Origin of the sequence: Flavobacterium collinsii (assembly GCF_946903285.1) — a bacterium.
Taxonomy (GTDB): Bacteria; Bacteroidota; Bacteroidia; order Flavobacteriales; family Flavobacteriaceae; genus Flavobacterium; species Flavobacterium collinsii.
Genome location: NZ_OX336425.1, coordinates 978,246 through 996,364 on the forward strand (window position 1 = coordinate 978,246; position 18,119 = coordinate 996,364).

An 18,119-nucleotide genomic window follows, 5' to 3' on the forward strand; every position below is an offset into this window, starting at 1 on the left:
CCTCTAAAATCAGAAATAGTTACTCAAAAATCAGCCATCAGTTTAGCTGTTTTTCTTTAACTTTATGACATTCTCCGTTGGGCATCATTAACAAAAAACAAATCTATATTACTGTGTATTAAAATGAATTACCCCCAACGGATTCAACATCAATAATTTATACTAAAATCATTATTATGGAAAACAGAGAGGCTTTGAATACCACACAATTGAACCGCATGCAGACCGGAAAAGGATTTATCGCCGCTTTAGATCAAAGTGGTGGAAGTACACCAAAAGCTTTAGCACAATACGGTGTACAAGAAAACAATTACTCCACGGAGGAAGAAATGTACACTCTTGTGCATGACATGAGAACCCGCATTATTAAAAGTCCTGCATTTGACAGCTCGTATATTCTGGGCGCTATTTTATTTGAAAACACGATGGACCGCAAAATCGATGGGCTCTATACTTCCGATTATTTATGGGAAAAGAAAAACATCGTTCCCTTTTTAAAAGTAGACAAAGGCCTCGCCGAGCCTGCCAATGGGGTACAGCTGATGAAACCTATCTCAAATCTGGATGAGTTGTTAATCCGTGCTGTAGAACGCAATGTTTTCGGAACCAAGATGCGTTCCGTAATCAAAGAAGCCAATCCCATCGGAATTCGTGAAGTAGTTGAACAGCAATTTGCAGTAGGCCTTCAAATATTTAACAAAGGCCTTGTACCAATTATTGAACCTGAAGTAGATATTTACAGTCCTGACAAAGAAGAATCAGAACAAATTCTAAAAGCAGAAATCATCAAGCAGCTTAATTTACTGGACAAAGAAGTTAAAGTGATGCTGAAACTTTCAATTCCAACCGTAAATGATTTTTACAAAGAATTAATGTCCAATCCTCATGTCGTGCGGGTGGTAGCATTGTCCGGTGGTTATGCGCAGGAAGAGGCCAATCAAAAACTGGCAGAAAATCACGGATTGATCGCCAGCTTCTCACGGGCATTGTCTGAGGGATTAACTTTTGGTCAGTCTGATGAAGATTTTAATTTGAAACTCGAAAAATCCATTAAACGAATTTATGAAGCATCGATCCTCTAAAATAAGAATAAAAAATCCCCGAAAAAGATTAAATCTCTTTCGGGGACTTTAGTTTTATAAAAGCAATTTAGATTATTTACTCAACTCTTCGGCTAAATCCAACGTTTGCAAAATGATATTTTTATCTGATTTTGAAGCGTTTAATTTCAGCTCAAATTTCAATTTGTTATCGATCAGCCTTTTAGGAGACTGTATGGCAACATCACTAAACTGCTCTGACAATCGTTTCAATTTTTCTGAGTCTTTCCCTTTTGCTTTGCCTGAATTTTCATAAGCAAATGATGCTCTTGCAAAATTTAATTTTCCAGAGATGTAATTTTTCTTTAAATCTTTTTTTGCTTCTTTAACAAAAAGTCCTTTTCCATCATTAAAATAATCTAAGGTATTGGCGATCAATACCACATCTTTGTCTTTTTTGATAAAAATAGTACCATACTCTTCGGTTCCCAGAATTTGATAAAAATCTCCCTTTTGTTCCAGGAATTTTTTACGAAGTCCCAATTGAATTAACTTATCACCAAAAGTTGGATGTGTTGACGTAAACACTATCGAGAATAACGGAACACTCTTCTTCACTTTTTCCTCTGTTATCTTCTCTTCATAATTTTCGTCATATCCATACACTTTCTTTGTCACCTCAACTTCATTGACATGGTATAAAAATAGGCTTAAATCACCATCAAAAAGTGTTGCAGTAGCCTCTTCATCCACTATAGTCGAAATTAAGTCTGTAACAACCGTCAAATCTTCTTTTGCTAAATACTGACTTTGAAATAAATCTGCCACTAACGTTGGAAATTTTTCCAGTGCCGCCTTAGTATTGATATGATAAGACATATATCCTAAAGGTTTTTCATCCGGAAAATAATTAAATATGTTTTTATTGATTTTTCTGTCGGTCATTTTTCCAACAATTGCCGCCATTTGTTCTGAATATTCTACGACTTCCTCAATGCGGGCATTATCATTGTCAAAATAAAAATCCAGATTAATCCCTTTTACCATATTTGCCGCATTATTTTGCATCGGTAAAAACTTATTATAGCTGGTAAACTTAGACAAAGCACTGTATGCCGAATTTAAACTGCTCATTGCTGAGCTGTAGTTTAGCCAGGAAGAAATGTCGGCAGCAGCATTTACCTTCTCTGAAACCGGAGCTGTAAATCCATTTTCAAATAATGACTTAATAAAAAGGCCTTGCTGTTCCGTCTGCGAAAGATTGAAATCGGCCTCTGCTTTTTCATATGCTACATTAGACACCGCCATAACTTCTTCTGTTTCTTTTGCAGCACTAACCGCAGCCTCTTCAGCCGATTGCGCAGGTTCTTCAACCGTTTCCGTCGAAGTTTCCTGATAAGGTTCATCTATTGCAATAGAATCTTGTGTTGTGCTTTCCCAGTCATATGATTTTGGTTTGTACTTTTTAGTCAACTCTACCAATACCAAATAATTATCGTTCCATACGAATGAGGTCTTTTTGTTTTTTGGGGTAAAAACCGCATATTTTCCGTAATCCTGAATGGCGGGAACCTCAACCGAGTCTGTGTTTTTATTTTTAGTATGCTCCTCAATTAAAAACTGTCGCACTGCTTCTTTGCTTTTAATGGGCATGGTCACCTGATAATACGGAATACTATCGGTGAAGTTTCCGTGAACGGTTATTTTCTGATCCAATTTAAAAAGAGCGGTATACTTGCTCAAATCCAAATTGGCTTTGCCTTCTTTGTATCTACGAATCAGCGGATGATTTAATACCTGATCAATGCTTACTTTTTTGGACAGCTGATCTCCGTTAAACTGTACAAAATAATCGTAGGGCTTTGAATTGACCTGGCCAAAAGTCAAATGCGTGGCAAATAATAGAAATAAAAAATAAAACTGCTTCATAAATCAAGGGGTTAATTGGATTGTATTGTTCATTAATGCCGATTTTTTAAGGACACTGTACATACTTTGTTTGAGAAAAACGGTCTTTTTGTTCTGTGAAATTTTACTGTTCGGATTCGCTACCGCCTGAACATCTTTATCAAAAGTATAAATTGCTGTTATGCTCGCTGCTTCCAAATCTTCTTTTTTCTTCGGGTCTTTTACAATTTTTTCAGGAACAGGATAAGACGCAGTTCTCTCAAAACTTCTGGCGTTACTGCTAAAATGAATCTGATTGCTTTGATTGTTGATGGTGTTGACAACGGCATTGAGCGCCTTCAAATTGGCATAATTGAGTTTGATAATAAAAACATATTGATCAAAATCAGTTTTGGTCGTTACATTTGTAATACCATCAATTTTTAAGGCTTTGGCTTTAAAATCTTCCAGCTTTTTGGTGATTTCCTGTTCGTTTGGGATTTTTACACCATCAACCTCTTCCATCCACATGGCCGATTTTGTCTTAAACCATGATTTCGAAAAGTCGACCATCAGCGTATATTCTCCGCTTTGGTCGTCGTGGTGTTTGATTCTTTCTGTTATTTCAAAACAGCTTGTCAGCAGCAAACAACAGCATAATGCGAGAAATTTCTTCATCAGACAAATTTATAGGTAAATATCCAAAAAAACCAGAGCTTGCGGGTTAATTCTAAAGCCATAGCTTCCAAATATTTTTTAAACTTCATAAACGGAGATAAAACGAAAAGATTCCACAAATTTTTAGATAATATTAACGGATTCTACAGCACGCTAAACGCCTTATTCTGCTCCTTTTTCTTTAACTTTGTGCCACTTATTAAAAAGTACACAATCTTCAAAAAAATAAAAAACAATACTTTAGAAATTAAGATTCTCCATCAGATTTCGAAGAAATCGGCTGCAATCTAAGATCTAAAATCTAAAATCTAAATTTTTATGTTCCCATTACAAAGAAACCGCCGTTTGAGAACCAATGAATCCATTCGTTCTTTAGTTCGTGAAACCAGTTTAAGTCCGCAGGATTTTATGCTTCCGATGTTTGTTACTGAAGGAAAAGATGTAAAAGTTGCTATTCCATCAATGCCGGGAATCTACCGTCATTCCTTAGACAATACCATCAAAGAAGTAAAAGAAGCCTGGGATTTAGGAATCAAAGCGGTGAACATCTATGTAAAAATTAGTGATCATTTAAAAGATAACAAAGGTGTTGAAGCCTGGAACAAAGACGGTTTAATGCAACAAACCATTCGTGCCATTAAAGATGCCGTTCCTGAAATGATTGTAATGCCTGATGTAGCTCTTGATCCTTACTCGATTTACGGTCATGATGGAATTATCGAAAACGGACAACTTCTTAATGATCCTACTGTTGATGCCTTAACACGAATGAGTTTAAGTCACGCCGAAGCCGGAGCCGATTTTGTTGCGCCAAGTGATATGATGGACGGAAGGGTTTTAGCCATTAGAAAAGCACTGGAAGAAAATGGACATCACAATGTGGGAATCATGAGTTACAGTGCCAAATATGCTTCAGCATTTTACGGACCATTTCGCGATGCTTTAGATTCTGCTCCCGTAGATTCTCAAAATATACCGAAAGACAAGAAAACATACCAGATGGATTACGCCAACCGAATTGAAGGAATTCGTGAGGCCTTATTAGATGTTGAAGAAGGTGCTGACATCGTTATGGTAAAACCGGGAATTGCTTATTTGGACATCGTTCGTGAGGTAAAAAATGCCGTTCATGTACCGGTTGCCGTTTACCAGGTATCTGGTGAGTACGCTATGGTAAAGGCCGCAGCAGAAAGAGGATGGCTTGATCACGACAAAATTATGCTAGAGCAACTATATTGCATTAAGCGCGCAGGCGCCAGTATTATCTCGACTTACTTTGCCAAAGAAGCAGCAGTCTTACTAAACAAATAATATGAAAAAAATACTATTCTTATCAGCCGTTTTAGCGTTCGCATCCTGTAAAAAAGAAACTGTTGAAGCTCCTGTTGAAAATACAACGGAAGCCTATTCCGAAGGAGAAACAGCAAAAGCCAAAACTCCAGCAGAGTTTGGAAAACAAATATTTGAAGGACAGGGAAATTGTTTCTCCTGCCATCAGCCGGACAAAAAGGTAATTGGTCCTAGTATTCAGGAAATAGCCAAAATCTACAAAGACAAAAATGGAGATATTGTTACTTTCTTAAAAGGAAATGCTGATCCTATTGTTGATCCGAGTCAATTTGCCGTTATGAAGACTAATTTTCCGGTAACGCAGGCCATGTCGGATGAGGAGTTAAAAGCCATTGAGACTTATATTTACAGTCATTTAAAGTAAAATTCCTGTTCACTGCTGACATACTGTTGTCACCGTCACATTTTACATTTACAGCTCAACCAAAAACATTTAAAATGGTACAGAAATTCAATGTAATCGGTATTTCGGTAAGAACTACGAACGAAAATGGGCAATCCGGAACAGATATTCCGGCACTTTGGAACCAATTTATCTCTGAAGGAATTCTGAGCAAGATCCCGAATAAGGTTTCGGAAGATATTTTTTGTGTGTATACAGACTACGAAAAAGATCATACTAAACCTTATACCACCATTCTGGGCTGCCGTGTTGAAAACCTCGATACGATTCCAAACGAAATGGTAGGAAAAACAATTGAAACGGCGGTGTATCAGAAATTCATCACCCAAGGAAATCTAAACGATGGAATTGTTTTTAATAAATGGCTGGAAATTTGGGACTCCGGACTGAACCGAAGTTTCACAGCCGACTACGAAGTTTATGGAGACAAAGCTCAAAACCCCCAAGATGCAACAGTAGAAATATTTATTGCGGTTTCATAAAACATAAAAAAACAAAAACGGCGCTAAATTAGCGCCGTTTTTTATGATTTTAAGATTACCAGATTTTAACTCTTTTATCCGGATCAATATACATCTTGTCTCCTTTTTTAATATCGAAAGCCTGGTAAAAAGCATCAACATTTTGAATTGGCACAACAGCTCTGTACATTCCAGGAGAATGCGGATCAGTTTTAACCTGACTTTTTATAGCCTCGTCTCTTGATTTAGTTCTCCAAACCGTAGACCAGGAAATAAAGAAACGCTGTTCCGGTGTAAATCCATCAATTAAGCCTGGATTACCATTTGCTTTCAAATACAACTGTAAACCATCATAAGCAGCATTTATTCCACCTAAATCTCCAATGTTTTCACCTAAAGTAAATTTACCGTCTACGTGAATTCCTGGTAAAGGCTCTAAAGCGCTGTATTGTGCTGCAAGAGCACCTCCAAGAGCTGTAAATTGTTTTAGGTCATCCGCTGTCCACCAGTCTACAAGATTCCCGTCTGCATTGTAACGTGCACCTGAATCATCAAATCCGTGAGAAATCTCATGTCCGATTACCGCTCCGATTCCACCATAATTCACCGCTTCATCAGCTTGGTAATTGTAGAAAGGCGGCTGTAGGATCGCTGCAGGAAAAACAATCTCGTTGTAAGATGGATTGAAATAGGCATTTACCGTTTGCGGAGACATTCCCCACTCTGTTTTATCAACCGGTTTTCCTAATTTGGCCAGATTTTCAGCATAAGCCCATTTTGATATGTTTCTCATATTATCAAAATAAGTCCCGCCTTCTCCAACATTTTTAAGTTCTAAAGCAAAATAATCTTTCCATTTGTCAGGGTATCCAATTTTAACGGTAAGTTTTTTCAACTTTTCTATTGCCTTTACTTTTGTTTGTTGTGACATCCAAGGCAATGCATTGATTCTGTTTTCATAAGCCAGCATTACATTCGCAATCATTTTCTTTGCTTTGTCTTTTGCTTCAGCAGGGAATAACTTCTCTACATACAATTTTCCTAAGGCTTCGCCCGTTGCAGTGTTAATTACCTGTAAAGCCATTTCTTCACGAGGGCGTTGTTTCAAAGCTCCTGTTAATGTTTTTCCGTAGAAATCGAAATTAGCATTTTCGATGTCTGTACTCAAAGTAGAGGCTGTTCTGTTAAGTATAGACCATTTTAAGTATTCTTTCCAGGCTTCTACTTTCTTTTCAGATAATGTCTTTTCCAAAGCGATCATATAACGCGGCTGCGCTACATTCACGCTATCCAACTTCGCCATTCCAATTCCGGTGAAATATTTCTCCCATTGAATTGAAGGTGTATTCTTTTTTAAGTCGGCAATCGCGGTTGGATTGTACTGTTTTCTACGATCTCTGCGTTCCACACGGTCTAGTCTTGGAGCAGACAATTCAATTTCTAAAGCCAGAATTTGTTTGGCACTTTCTTTTGCTTTTGCAGGAGATTCACCAATAAACTGCAACATTCTCGCAACGTGTATTTCATATTTTTCACGTTTTTCTTTTGAATCTTTGTCATCGGCATTGTAGTAATCTTTATCCGAAAGTCCTAAACCTCCAGGGCCTAAGTTAACCGTGTTTTTATTACTGTTTTTAGCATCCGGGCCCACAAAAACACCAAAGAAACCAACACCACCCTGTGGCTGCATTTCAATAAAGAAATTTTGCAAATCGGTTACATTTTTAATGGCATCGATCTTCTTTAAAGTAGGCTGAAGTGGTGTAACCCCTCTTTTATTGCGTCCAACAGTATCTAAAATAGTATTAAACAAAGCAATCGCTTTTCCCTGATCTGTATTGGATTTGTACTTAGGATCTTTTGAAGCTTCTTTTAAGATGGCAAGAGCATCGTTATCCGTCTTTTGACGTAGTTCATTAAAACTTCCCCATGAATTTCTATCACTTGGAATTTCAGTTTTATCTAACCAGGTTCCGTTTACATAACGGAAAAAGTCTTCTTTTGGACTTACTTTAGTATCCATATTAGAAAGATTGATACCCGGTTCTTTTGGTTTTGCACTTTGAGCGTTTACTGCGGTAATGGTAACCATTGCAGAAACAACACAAAACATTGGTTTTCGTAATTGTTTAATCATTTTTCTTTGTAGTTTTTAGTATATACACAAACATATTGTAATTATTCCAAACGTCATGTTAAATTTTTCACATAAATTGACAGATGCAATTCAATCGGGCTACATCCTGTTTTTTAGTCCAAAAGTACTTATAAAATCAGGGGTTCTGCTTCTAAAGAACGGATAGAACAGAAATCAAAAACGGCGCTAAATCAGCGCCGTTTTTGATGGTTTTATATACTACCAGATTTTAACTCTTTTATCAGGATCAACATACATTTTATCACCTTTTTTGATTCCAAAAGCATCATAAAAAGCATCTACGTTCTGAACCGGAACAACCGCTCTGTACATTCCCGGTGAATGCGGATCGGTTTTTACCTGATTTTTGATCGCTTCGTCTCTACTTTTCGTTCTCCAAACAGTTGCCCATGAAATAAAGAAACGCTGTTCCGGAGTAAATCCGTCAATTAAACCCGGATTTCCATGTTTTTTCAAATACAATTGCAAACCATCATAAGCTGCATTAATACCTCCTAAGTCACCAATGTTTTCTCCCAAAGTAAAATTACCGTCTACATGAATTCCCGGTAAAGGCTCTAAAGCGCTATATTGTGCTGCAAGAGCTCCTCCAAGAGCTGTAAATTGTTTTAGATCTTCCGGTGTCCACCAGTCCACTAAATTTCCTTCAGCATTGTATCGTGCTCCCGAATCATCAAAACCGTGTGAGATTTCGTGACCAATTACAGCTCCGATTCCACCATAGTTTACGGCTTCATCAGCTTGATAGTTGTAAAATGGAGGTTGCAAAATTGCGGCCGGAAATACAATTTCGTTGTAAGACGGGTTGTAATACGCATTTACAGTTTGTGGCGACATTCCCCACTCCGTTTTATCAACCGGTTTGTTTAACTTCTCGATTCCTTTTTTGAAATTCCATTTCGAGATATTTATGCTGTTTTGGAGATAACTTCCTCCATCGGCAACACTTTTAATTTCAAGTGCTGAATAATCTTTCCATTTATCCGGGTAACCCACTTTTATCGTGATTTTATTTAGCTTTTCAATGGCTTTTACCTTAGTAGCCGCAGACATCCATGTTAAGTTATTGATACGGTTTTGGTACGCCAGAATTACGTTATGAATCATATCGACTGCTTTTGCTTTTGCTTCAGCTGGGAATACTTTCTCAACATATAATTTACCAAGTGCTTCACCAATACTGTTGTTCACAACCTGTAGTGCTTTTTCTTCACGTGGTAATTGTTTAATAGCTCCTCTTAAGGTCTTGCTGTAAAAATCAAAATTAGCTGCTTCGATATCGGTTGACAATTGCGAACTAAAGGAGTTTAACAAGTCCCATTTCAGATATTCTTTCCACTGCTCTACTTTATTTTGAGTAAAAACAGTCTGCAAAGCTTTCATGTATTTAGGCTGCATTACCACAATGGTGTCTAGCTTTGCCAACCCAATACTAGTAAGATAGGTCTCCCATTTAATAGCTGGTGTTAACTTTTGAAGTTCAGCAACTGTCATCGGGTTGTACTGCAAACGGCTGTCTCTGCTTTCCACACGATTGAATCTTGGTTTTGACAATTCTGTTTCTAAGGCCAAAATTGCAGCGGCGCTTTGTTTTGCTTTCTCCGGAGATTCACCAATAAACTGCAACATTCTTGTCAAATGCAGCTGGTATTTTGCACGTTTTTCTTTTGAATCTTTATCCTCAGAGATGTAATAATCCTGATCCGGCAATCCTAAACCGCTTGGAACAAGTGTTACCGAGTTTTTAGAGCTGTTTTTTTCATCCGCTCCAATATAAGTTCCAAAAAAAACAATATTGCCTTCCTGTGCAATTTCAGTTAAATACTTTTGAAGATCAGTGATATTTTTGATTGCATCAATTTTTTTTAAGTAAGGCTGCAATGGTTTTATTCCGGCTTTGTTTCTTCCAACAGTATCTAAAATCGTTGAAAACAAGTTTACGGCTTTACCCTGATCGGTATCTGATTTATACTTTGGATTTTTAGAAGCTTCTTTCAGAATAGACATCGCGTCTTTATCTGTCTTCTTGATTAACTCATTAAAACTTCCCCATGTGGTACGATCACTTGGAATTTCAGTTTTACTAAGCCATGTTCCATTTACATATTGAAAAAAATCCTGACTCGGACTAATTTTGGTATTCATGTATGAAACATTGATACCCGGCTCTTTTGAAGTTGCATTCTGAGCATTTACAGCTGTAAAAGAAACTGCTGTAAGAAAAGCGCAGAACAAAGGTCTGCTAAGTTGTCTTTTCATTTATATTTAAGTTTTGGTGGTTACACAAACGTATTTCTAATATTTTGAATGCTATGTTAAAATTTTTGAAATAATCTCAAAAATTCAAGGATCATAACATTTTAATACATACTATCAAATATTTTCATGTATTTATCCATGGTTTTTATCTTTATATTAGAATACTTTTTCGAATATTTGTTACAACGAATTGAAATAAAAAGTGAGAGCAAAAATTCAGAATGCCGTTTCAGGAAAAATTGAAGCTATCGGATTACCGATTTTAGCTTTATGCTGGGTAAGTTTTTTTTGGGGAACCACCTGGCTAGCGTCCAAAGAAGGCGTGAAACACATGCCCGCTTTACAGTTGGCCACCATCCGTCAATTTCTGGGTGGAATTTTGTACGTAGGCTATTTTTTGTTTAAAAAACAACCCTGGCCAAAAGGCAAACAATGGCGCACGATCATCATTCTGGCGTTTTTAAATTTTGTATGCAGCAACGGTTTAAGCACTTGGGGTGTCAAATACATGAGCAGCGGACTCGGAGCCATCATCAGTGCTTTATTTCCGATCTGGATCATTATCATCAACTTTTTTAATGGTCAGAAAATCGCAAAAATGGCTTTGATAGGGATCCTGATCAGTTTTGGAGGCGTCTGTATTATTTTTATGGACTATATCTCTGATTTTCTCCGACCTGATTTTCAATTCGGAATTATACTAATGACGGCTTCTACCATAACCTGGGCTTTCGGAATACTTGAAACAAAAAAGAAAGCATCGAGTTTTAACCCCTATTTCAGTTTGGGATTGCAGATGCTGATTTCGAGTGTGTTTCTTTTTGGAATCACAGAAGCCACGGGAATCAATATTCCGCTTAGCGAAATCCCCTTGCCTTCTCTGTGGTCTATTGTCTACCTGGTCCTTATTGGCTCTGTTCTAACTTTCATCGCATTTATTTACTCGTTGCAACACCTTCCAACCGAAATCAGCAGTATCTATGTCTACATCAATCCAATTGTTGCCATGATTCTAGGGTCTTTTATTTTTGGAGAAACGCTTACACAAGCTATCGCCATTGGTACCATCGTAACCTTAACGGGACTGTATTTGGTAAACAAGACTATTCGGAAAACCAAAAAATAAAAAATTTGTTTATTGGTGTCAATCTGCTTTAGCCCTTACAGGGCTTTGGGGTATTATCATCATCATTATCATTCATAGCGCTTTGCGCCATGCTGGTGCTTTTGGGCTTTCAGCCCTATTTCACTCCTTATAACCTGTTAAAAACTAAGCGCTCTTAGGATTTTGAGAAGTGCTTTTCGTATTTTTGCCTCCAAATTGCTTTTATGAAATCTTTTCTATACAAATACCGTAAATTCTTTATTGTTCTTATTCTATTTTCGACCGTTACAATATCTTTATTTTACTCCGCTTTAAAACCGCAAAAAACTTTACCTATTTACAATCCTGCTGATGTAAATCCGGAATTGGTGGATAGCACAGTACAATACAAAAGCAAATACCATACGATTGCTGATTTTTCATTTGTAAATCAAAACGGAGATACTATTACCCAGAAAAATTACGAAGGAAAAATATATGTGGCTGACTTTTTCTTCACGACCTGCGGATCAATTTGCCCAAAAATGACGACCAATCTAGAAGATGTTCAAAAAGCAGTTTTAAACAATCCGAAAGTGATGTTGCTTTCTCATACTGTATTTCCGGAGGTAGACAGCATTCCGGTTTTAAAAGCATACGCCATAAAACACGGTGTAGTAGACAGCAAATGGAATCTGGTTACCGGTGATAAAAAAGAAATTTACACCATGGCCCGAAAATCGTATCTCGCGGTAAAACTTGGACGTCCAGATCAGCTCTACGATATGGTACATACCGAGAATTTTGTTTTGGTGGATCAAAAAAGACGTGTTCGCGGATTTTATGACGGAACAAATAAAGAAGAAATTAAACGTCTTTTAGAAGACATCAATTTTCTGAGTCAGGAGTAAAATCCCTTATTTTTAGAAAGATTTAGCATTTACAAAAGTGTTAAATGCCTTGAAATAAAGAATAATTGCCTATTTTTGCAATCTAAATTCAATCTAAATAAGCTTGCAAAATACTATCCACACTCTGAAAAAAGGCGATAAAGCCATTATCAAAGATTTTGATATCGATCTTATTCCTCTGAAACTACTAGAAATGGGTTGTTTACCGGGCAACTTAGTTGAATTATTGCAAATCGCTCCTTTTGGCGACCCTCTTTATTTAGACATTAATGGTTCGCATGTCGCCATTCGCGTTGAAACTGCTCGTGAAATTGAAGTTGAACTGATCAAAAACGATTTGTAATGAGTATTCAAAATATCAACGTTGCCCTTATTGGGAATCCAAATACAGGAAAAACTTCCGTTTTCAATCAGCTTACCGGATTAAATCAACAGGTCGGGAATTATCCCGGAATTACTGTTGAGAAAAAAATCGGGTTCTGCAAATTACCAAACAACGTCAAGGCCAACATTCTGGATCTTCCGGGAACGTACAGCCTGAATGCCAGTTCTATGGATGAAAGCGTGGTAATTGAGCTCTTGTTAAACAAAAACGACAAATTATATCCAGATGTAGCAGTAGTCGTTACAGATGTTGAAAATCTGAAACGTAATTTACTGATTTACACCCAAATCAAAGATCTTGAAATTCCAACGATTTTGGTCATCAACATGTCAGACCGTATGGAAAGTAAAGGTATTACGCTGGACATCCCTTATTTGGAAGAGAAACTAAAAACTAAAATTGCTTTAGTAAGTTCGCGAAAAGGTTTGGGAATCGAAGAGTTGAAAGAATTAATTGTCTCGTACAAAACGATTCCACACGAACCCTGCCTGAATGCATCTGTTATTGATCAGGAGTATTTTGAAAAATTGCAGCATGCTTTCCCGAATCAATTGTTGTACAAACTTTGGCTGGTGATCACACAGGATGTAAACTTTTCGAACCTTGATCGAAACGAAATCAGAAATACGTTTACCAAATCACATTCTGAATTAAAACGTTTACAGCAAAAAGAAACGATAAAACGTTATCAATTCATAAACGATGTTTTAAAAGAAGGTTTAAAAGTTGATGCTTCGACGGCCAAAGATATTCGGGCAAAACTGGATCGTATTTTAACGCACAAGGTTTGGGGGTATGTGATTTTCCTGGCTATTTTATTTTTGATCTTCCAATCTATTTTCAGTTGGTCAACGATACCTATGGATTTCATAGACAGCAGTTTTGCTTCCTTAAGCAGCTGGGTCGCAGCGGAATTACCAAGCGGAATTCTAACCGACTTACTTTCACAGGGAATTGTACCCGGAATTGGCGGTGTAATCATTTTTATTCCGCAAATTGCCTTTTTGTTTTTATTCATTTCAATATTAGAAGAAAGCGGTTATATGAGCCGTGTAGTTTTTTTGATGGATAAAATCATGCGAAAGTTTGGTTTATCCGGCAAAAGTGTTGTCCCTTTGATTTCAGGAACGGCCTGTGCTATTCCGGCGATCATGGCCACCCGAAATATTGAAAACTGGAAAGAAAGACTGATCACAATTCTTGTGACTCCGTTCACAACCTGTTCAGCGAGATTACCTGTTTACACTATTATTATTTCACTGGTAATTCCGGATGAACGTCTTTTTGGTATCCTAAACATGCAGGGATTGGCGCTAATGTTGTTGTATTTATTAGGTTTTGTAACAGCGATTCTTTCTTCTTACATCCTAAATAAAATATTAAAAATAAGTGCCAAGACTTATTTCGTGGTAGAAATGCCAAGTTATAAATTGCCGTTATTCAAAAACGTTGCGATTAATGTTGTTGAAAAAACAAAAGCTTTTGTGGTTGGTGCCGGTAAAATCATCCTCGCAATATCTGTGATTTTGTGGTTCTTAGCTTCTTATGGACCAGGGAAAGATTTTAATGAGGCAGAAACTATTGTAAAAGAAAAATTTGCAGCTACCCCTCTAGACGAAACTCAGTTTGAAAATGAAGTGGCGTCTCAAAAACTAGAAAATTCCTACATAGGTTTAATGGGTAGAGCTATAGAACCAGTCATTTCACCTTTAGGTTACGATTGGAAAATTGGAATTGCTCTAATTAGTTCTTTTGCTGCACGTGAAGTTTTCGTGGGAACACTGGCTACCATATACAGTGTTGGAGATACCGATAACGAGTCAACCATAAGAAGCAAAATGCAGGAAGAGATCAATCCGGAAACGGGTCATAAGATCTTTAACTTTGCCTCAGGTATATCCTTATTGCTCTTTTATGCTTTTGCTATGCAATGTGCCAGTACACTAGCGATCACCAAAAAAGAAACCAATTCCTGGAAATGGCCCGCTATGCAGCTTGTCCTGATGAGCGGTCTTGCCTATTTTGTTGCATTAATAGCGTATCAACTTTTAAAATAAACGATCATGGTACAGGAAATTATAGCTTTTATCATATTATTCATTGCCGTTGGCTACCTCATCAAAAAGTTCTTTTGGAAATCTAAAAAGAAAAAAGATTGTGGTGATGGGAATTGTGGCTGTTCATGAGTGAATTGTTTCGCAAAGCTTCACCAAATAAACACAAAGCTTCACAGAGATTAAAAATCCTTTGTGAAGCTTTGTGTTTTCTTAGTGTGTCTCGGCGGAAAAAAATCTCTACTTCTCCCCGTCCCATTCTGCATAAAACTGTGCCAGAAATGTTTCCATGAAACGATGTCTATCTCCTGCAATTTGTTTACCCGTTTCGGTATTCATTTTATCTTTTAAAAGTAAAAGCTTTTCATAAAAATGATTTATCGTTGGTGCGTTATTCTTTTTGTACTCCTCCTTCATCATATTGGTAATCGGAGCAATTTCAGGATCGTGAAGCGTTCTGTTCTTAAATCCGCCATAATTAAACGCTCTTGCTACTCCAATCGCTCCAATTGCATCTAAACGGTCCGCATCCTGAACGATATCTAATTCTACAGAAGAAAACTTCTTTTCGAAATTTCCGCCCTTATAAGAGATGTTTTCGATGATGTTCACCACATGCTGAATCGTGTCTTCTGCAACTTCTTGAGATTCTAAAAATAAACGTGCAGTTTTGGGTCCGATAGTTTCATCACCATTGTGAAATTTACTATCCGCAATATCGTGAAGCAAAGCCCCCAGTTGCACTACTGTAAAATCACAATCCATTCCTTTTGCAATTAAAAGTGCATTTTTATAAACGCGTTCGATATGAAACCAATCGTGTCCACCCTCGGCGTCGTTTAATTTCTCTTTTACAAAAGCGATGGTTTTGTTTATTAGTTCAGAATTATTCATGGTATTTTTATAGTTTGCGGTAAAGGACAGTCCGATAAAACAGCTTTATACTGGTGTTTTATACTTTAAATAAAAAATGTTGATTGTCAAAGTTTTGTAACCTCAACAATCAACAATATGTTTTTAGATGTTCTGTTTAAAATTTCATAAATCTAAACTTCAAAATCAGAAAGCTACAATCTTGCTGGTTCAACCCATTTAAAGATGTGTGATTCTTGTGGAATAACCAATCTTTCAGAGATCCTCGCCATACGAGCCGGTAATTTCATTAAGTAATCACGTGCTTTTTCAGCTTCATCTGTCAAATTCGAAATTTTATCGATTTCCCATTTGTCAATTAACTTCTGCATAATGTCTACGTAATCGTTTGCCGTATATACTCCGATACGTTGTGCCGAATCAGAAAACTGTTCGAAAGCACTGCTTATTTTCTGACCTGATTCTCTTAAGAAATGCGCCGGCATTACGATTTTTTGTTTCATCATATATTGAAACGCCAACATCATTTCGCTCGGATCCACTGCAAAAATACGGGTAACAAACTCACTGTACGCATGGTGGTGACGCATTTCGTCACCTGCAATCATTTTGCACATTTTAGACAACTTGTTGTCACCAAATTTCTTCGCCATTTGTGCCACTCTGTTGTGTGAAACATAAGTCGCTAACTCCTGAAAGCTGGTGTATACGAAGTTTTTGTACGGATCAGATCCGGTTCCAATATCAAAACCGTCGTTGATTAAATGCTGTGTTGTCATTTCGATTTCACGCATGTTTACACGACCGGACAAATACAAATATTTATTCAAAAGGTCTCCGTGGCGGTTTTCTTCTCCGGTCCATTGTCTGATCCATTTCGACCAGCCATTTCCACCGTTCTCTACCTGATTGATTCCTTCTACATCCATTAACCATGATTCGTATGTTGGCAAAGCTTCTTCAGTGATCGTATCGCCCACTAAAGTTACCCAGAAATCATATGGTAATTCTTTAGCAATTTCACGCAACTCTTTTACCTCCTCAAAGAAGTTCTCTCCTTCAGAATTAGGCAAAAAGTCTGACGGCTGCCAAATTTTTTCCACTGGAATTAAATACTGTTCAACGAAGCTATCCACGTTTTTTTCCAAAAACTGCATTACTTCTAATCTAATGTTTTTTATAGACATTACTTATTTAAGATTGGGATTTAAGTTTTCGTTTGTACTAAAACAAAAATCTATTTATACTCATTTACTCCTTCTACCACTGCTTTTTCTGTCAAAGCCATTAAATCGGCAAAATCATAATCTTTTACAGCCATTGCTTTATGCGCTGTAAATGTTAAATGATTTCCTAATCCAACCGGAAACATTCCAAAACGAACCATTTTCCAAGAATTATTGATACTTACCGGCACTACATAAGCAGACGGCGCATATTTACATAAGATTTTTAAACCACTTTGTGCAAATTCTTTGGGTTTTCCTGTTTTACTTCTTGTTCCTTCAGGAAAAATTACAGCAGCTCTGGTATTTTTTTCGATATATTCAGACAAGCCTTTGATTACCGGAATCGCTTGTTTAGGGTCTTTTCGGTCGATTAAGACAGATCCTCCATGGCGCAAATTAAATGACACACTCGGGATTCCGCTTCCTAACTCCTTCTTACTTACAAATTTACAATGAAATCGTCTAAAGTACCAAATCATTGTCACGATATCATACATACTTTGGTGATTGGCCACAAAAATTATTGGAACCCCCTTTGGTATATCATCTACTCCGCTAACAGTATACCTTGTTCCCACCAGATTCGTGCATCTTAACAGGAAAAAATTCAGATAATCTACACTTTTTTTATGCGCCTGATACCCAAAAACATTCAGGCAAAACCATTGTATCGGGTGAAACACCGCCAAACAAAAACCAAAACACAAGTAATAAATTACGGAAATGGGATACGAAATTATCTTCTGCATGCTTGAAAAATTAATGCCCAAAAGTAATAAATAAATTTTTAGCGGTATAAAAATTGAAAACAATAACCGTTTTTCTGGTTTAATTGTACCTTTGCCCTAAAATTTGCAAATTTTTTCTGAATTAAATGAACTTCACTTACCCTAAAAATGAACGCTTAAAGAGCAAAACGACAATAGGTTTACTGTTTTCTGAAGGAAAATCAGTTTCCAAATATCCATTGCGTTTGGTTTATCGTCCGGCGGAAGAAAATTCAGAAGAAAAAATCAAAATAGGGGTTTCGGTTTCTAAGAAATATTTCAAAAAGGCCGTTGACCGCAATTACTTCAAACGCGTTTTAAGAGAAACATATCGTTTAAACAAACATTTTCTTTTGGATAACATTCAAGAGCCCTACTCCCTGATGTTTTTTTATCAGACCAAAGACAGACTGTCTTATGCAGAAATTAATACCAAAACCATTCAGCTGTTTGAGAAATTCCTTCAGCAGGTAAATAAAACCTCTGATTCTGAAAATAAAACAGAATTGTAATTCCTTTACGACAACTTTATTTATCAAATTATACGAAAAATTATAAAAAAATTGTAGTTTTAACTTTA

17 protein-coding genes are annotated in these 18,119 nt (G+C 36.9%); 10 read left to right on the forward strand and 7 right to left on the reverse strand.

Annotated elements, in window-relative coordinates; translation table 11 throughout:
• Window positions 1-194 precede the first annotated feature (194 nt).
• Window positions 195-1,082, forward strand: coding sequence for a fructose bisphosphate aldolase (locus OGZ34_RS04435; protein ID WP_396193420.1), 888 nt, complete (start codon window positions 195-197; stop codon window positions 1,080-1,082).
• A gap of 72 nt (window positions 1,083-1,154) precedes the next feature.
• Here OGZ34_RS04435 and OGZ34_RS04440 read toward each other — a convergent pair whose 3' ends face one another.
• Together OGZ34_RS04440 and OGZ34_RS04445 are read right to left on the reverse strand one after the other, a co-directional pair.
• Window positions 1,155-2,969, reverse strand: a complete 1,815-nt coding sequence (locus OGZ34_RS04440) for a hypothetical protein (protein ID WP_263362257.1) — start codon at window positions 2,967-2,969, stop codon at window positions 1,155-1,157.
• A 3-nt stretch (window positions 2,970-2,972) separates the two neighbouring features.
• Window positions 2,973-3,605 carry a hypothetical protein gene (locus OGZ34_RS04445; protein WP_263362258.1) on the reverse strand — a complete coding sequence of 211 codons (633 nt, stop codon included), beginning with the start codon at window positions 3,603-3,605 and terminating at the stop codon, window positions 2,973-2,975.
• Window positions 3,606-3,923: 318 nt separating this feature from the next.
• Here OGZ34_RS04445 and hemB point away from each other — a divergent pair, with 318 nt between their 5' ends.
• The 3 genes from hemB to OGZ34_RS04460 all read left to right on the forward strand — a co-directional run bounded on the left by hemB (window position 3,924) and on the right by OGZ34_RS04460 (window position 5,840).
• Window positions 3,924-4,916: a porphobilinogen synthase gene (hemB, locus tag OGZ34_RS04450; protein WP_089076108.1), complete on the forward strand. Its 993-nt coding sequence runs from the start codon at window positions 3,924-3,926 to the stop codon at window positions 4,914-4,916.
• 1 nt (window position 4,917) lies between these two features.
• Window positions 4,918-5,319, forward strand: a complete 402-nt coding sequence (locus tag OGZ34_RS04455; RefSeq protein ID WP_173964489.1) for a c-type cytochrome — start codon at window positions 4,918-4,920, stop codon at window positions 5,317-5,319.
• Between the two features lie 74 nt (window positions 5,320-5,393).
• Window positions 5,394-5,840 carry a GyrI-like domain-containing protein gene (locus OGZ34_RS04460; RefSeq protein ID WP_263362259.1) on the forward strand — a complete coding sequence of 149 codons (447 nt, stop codon included), beginning with the start codon at window positions 5,394-5,396 and terminating at the stop codon, window positions 5,838-5,840.
• 55 nt (window positions 5,841-5,895) lie between these two features.
• Here the strand turns inward: OGZ34_RS04460 and OGZ34_RS04465 are convergent, their stop codons facing one another.
• On the reverse strand, window positions 5,896-7,956 hold the full coding sequence (locus OGZ34_RS04465) for a M13 family metallopeptidase (protein ID WP_263362260.1): 2,061 nt from the start codon (window positions 7,954-7,956) through the stop codon (window positions 5,896-5,898).
• Between the two features lie 219 nt (window positions 7,957-8,175).
• The gene (locus OGZ34_RS04470; RefSeq protein ID WP_173964492.1) at window positions 8,176-10,236 is read right to left on the reverse strand and encodes a M13 family metallopeptidase; all 2,061 of its coding nucleotides are present in this window, start codon (window positions 10,234-10,236) and stop codon (window positions 8,176-8,178) included.
• Window positions 10,237-10,438: 202 nt separating this feature from the next.
• Here OGZ34_RS04470 and OGZ34_RS04475 point away from each other — a divergent pair, with 202 nt between their 5' ends.
• The 5 genes from OGZ34_RS04475 (at window position 10,439) to OGZ34_RS04495 (ending at window position 14,802) form a co-directional block, all read left to right on the forward strand.
• Window positions 10,439-11,362 (forward strand): DMT family transporter, encoded by a 924-nt coding sequence (locus OGZ34_RS04475; RefSeq protein ID WP_263362261.1) that lies wholly within the window; start codon window positions 10,439-10,441, stop codon window positions 11,360-11,362.
• Between the two features lie 203 nt (window positions 11,363-11,565).
• The gene (locus tag OGZ34_RS04480; RefSeq protein ID WP_173964494.1) at window positions 11,566-12,231 is read left to right on the forward strand and encodes an SCO family protein; all 666 of its coding nucleotides are present in this window, start codon (window positions 11,566-11,568) and stop codon (window positions 12,229-12,231) included.
• A gap of 103 nt (window positions 12,232-12,334) precedes the next feature.
• The gene (locus OGZ34_RS04485) at window positions 12,335-12,574 is read left to right on the forward strand and encodes a FeoA family protein (protein WP_173964495.1); all 240 of its coding nucleotides are present in this window, start codon (window positions 12,335-12,337) and stop codon (window positions 12,572-12,574) included.
• A complete protein-coding gene (gene feoB / locus OGZ34_RS04490) occupies window positions 12,574-14,673 on the forward strand; it encodes a ferrous iron transport protein B (protein ID WP_263362262.1) in 2,100 nt (699 codons plus the stop codon). Before OGZ34_RS04485 ends, feoB begins: the two co-directional genes overlap by 1 nt.
• 6 nt (window positions 14,674-14,679) lie before the next feature.
• The gene (locus tag OGZ34_RS04495; RefSeq protein ID WP_255664253.1) at window positions 14,680-14,802 is read left to right on the forward strand and encodes a FeoB-associated Cys-rich membrane protein; all 123 of its coding nucleotides are present in this window, start codon (window positions 14,680-14,682) and stop codon (window positions 14,800-14,802) included.
• A 108-nt stretch (window positions 14,803-14,910) separates the two neighbouring features.
• On the opposite strand, the gene OGZ34_RS04500 is transcribed toward OGZ34_RS04495, so the two are convergent.
• The 3 genes from OGZ34_RS04500 to OGZ34_RS04510 all read right to left on the reverse strand — a co-directional run bounded on the left by OGZ34_RS04500 (window position 14,911) and on the right by OGZ34_RS04510 (window position 17,521).
• Complete coding sequence (locus tag OGZ34_RS04500; protein ID WP_263362263.1) at window positions 14,911-15,564, reverse strand: HD domain-containing protein; 654 nt, start codon at window positions 15,562-15,564, stop codon at window positions 14,911-14,913.
• Window positions 15,565-15,737: 173 nt separating this feature from the next.
• Entirely contained in the window at window positions 15,738-16,730 is a 993-nt protein-coding gene (locus OGZ34_RS04505) for an acyl-ACP desaturase (RefSeq protein ID WP_173964498.1), read from the reverse strand.
• 50 nt (window positions 16,731-16,780) lie between these two features.
• Complete coding sequence (locus OGZ34_RS04510) at window positions 16,781-17,521, reverse strand: lysophospholipid acyltransferase family protein (RefSeq protein ID WP_263362264.1); 741 nt, start codon at window positions 17,519-17,521, stop codon at window positions 16,781-16,783.
• A 125-nt stretch (window positions 17,522-17,646) separates the two neighbouring features.
• On the opposite strand from OGZ34_RS04510, the gene rnpA reads away from it, so the two are divergent.
• Window positions 17,647-18,051, forward strand: coding sequence for a ribonuclease P protein component (rnpA, locus tag OGZ34_RS04515; RefSeq protein WP_263362265.1), 405 nt, complete (start codon window positions 17,647-17,649; stop codon window positions 18,049-18,051).
• The last annotated feature ends 68 nt before the right edge of the window (window positions 18,052-18,119 follow it).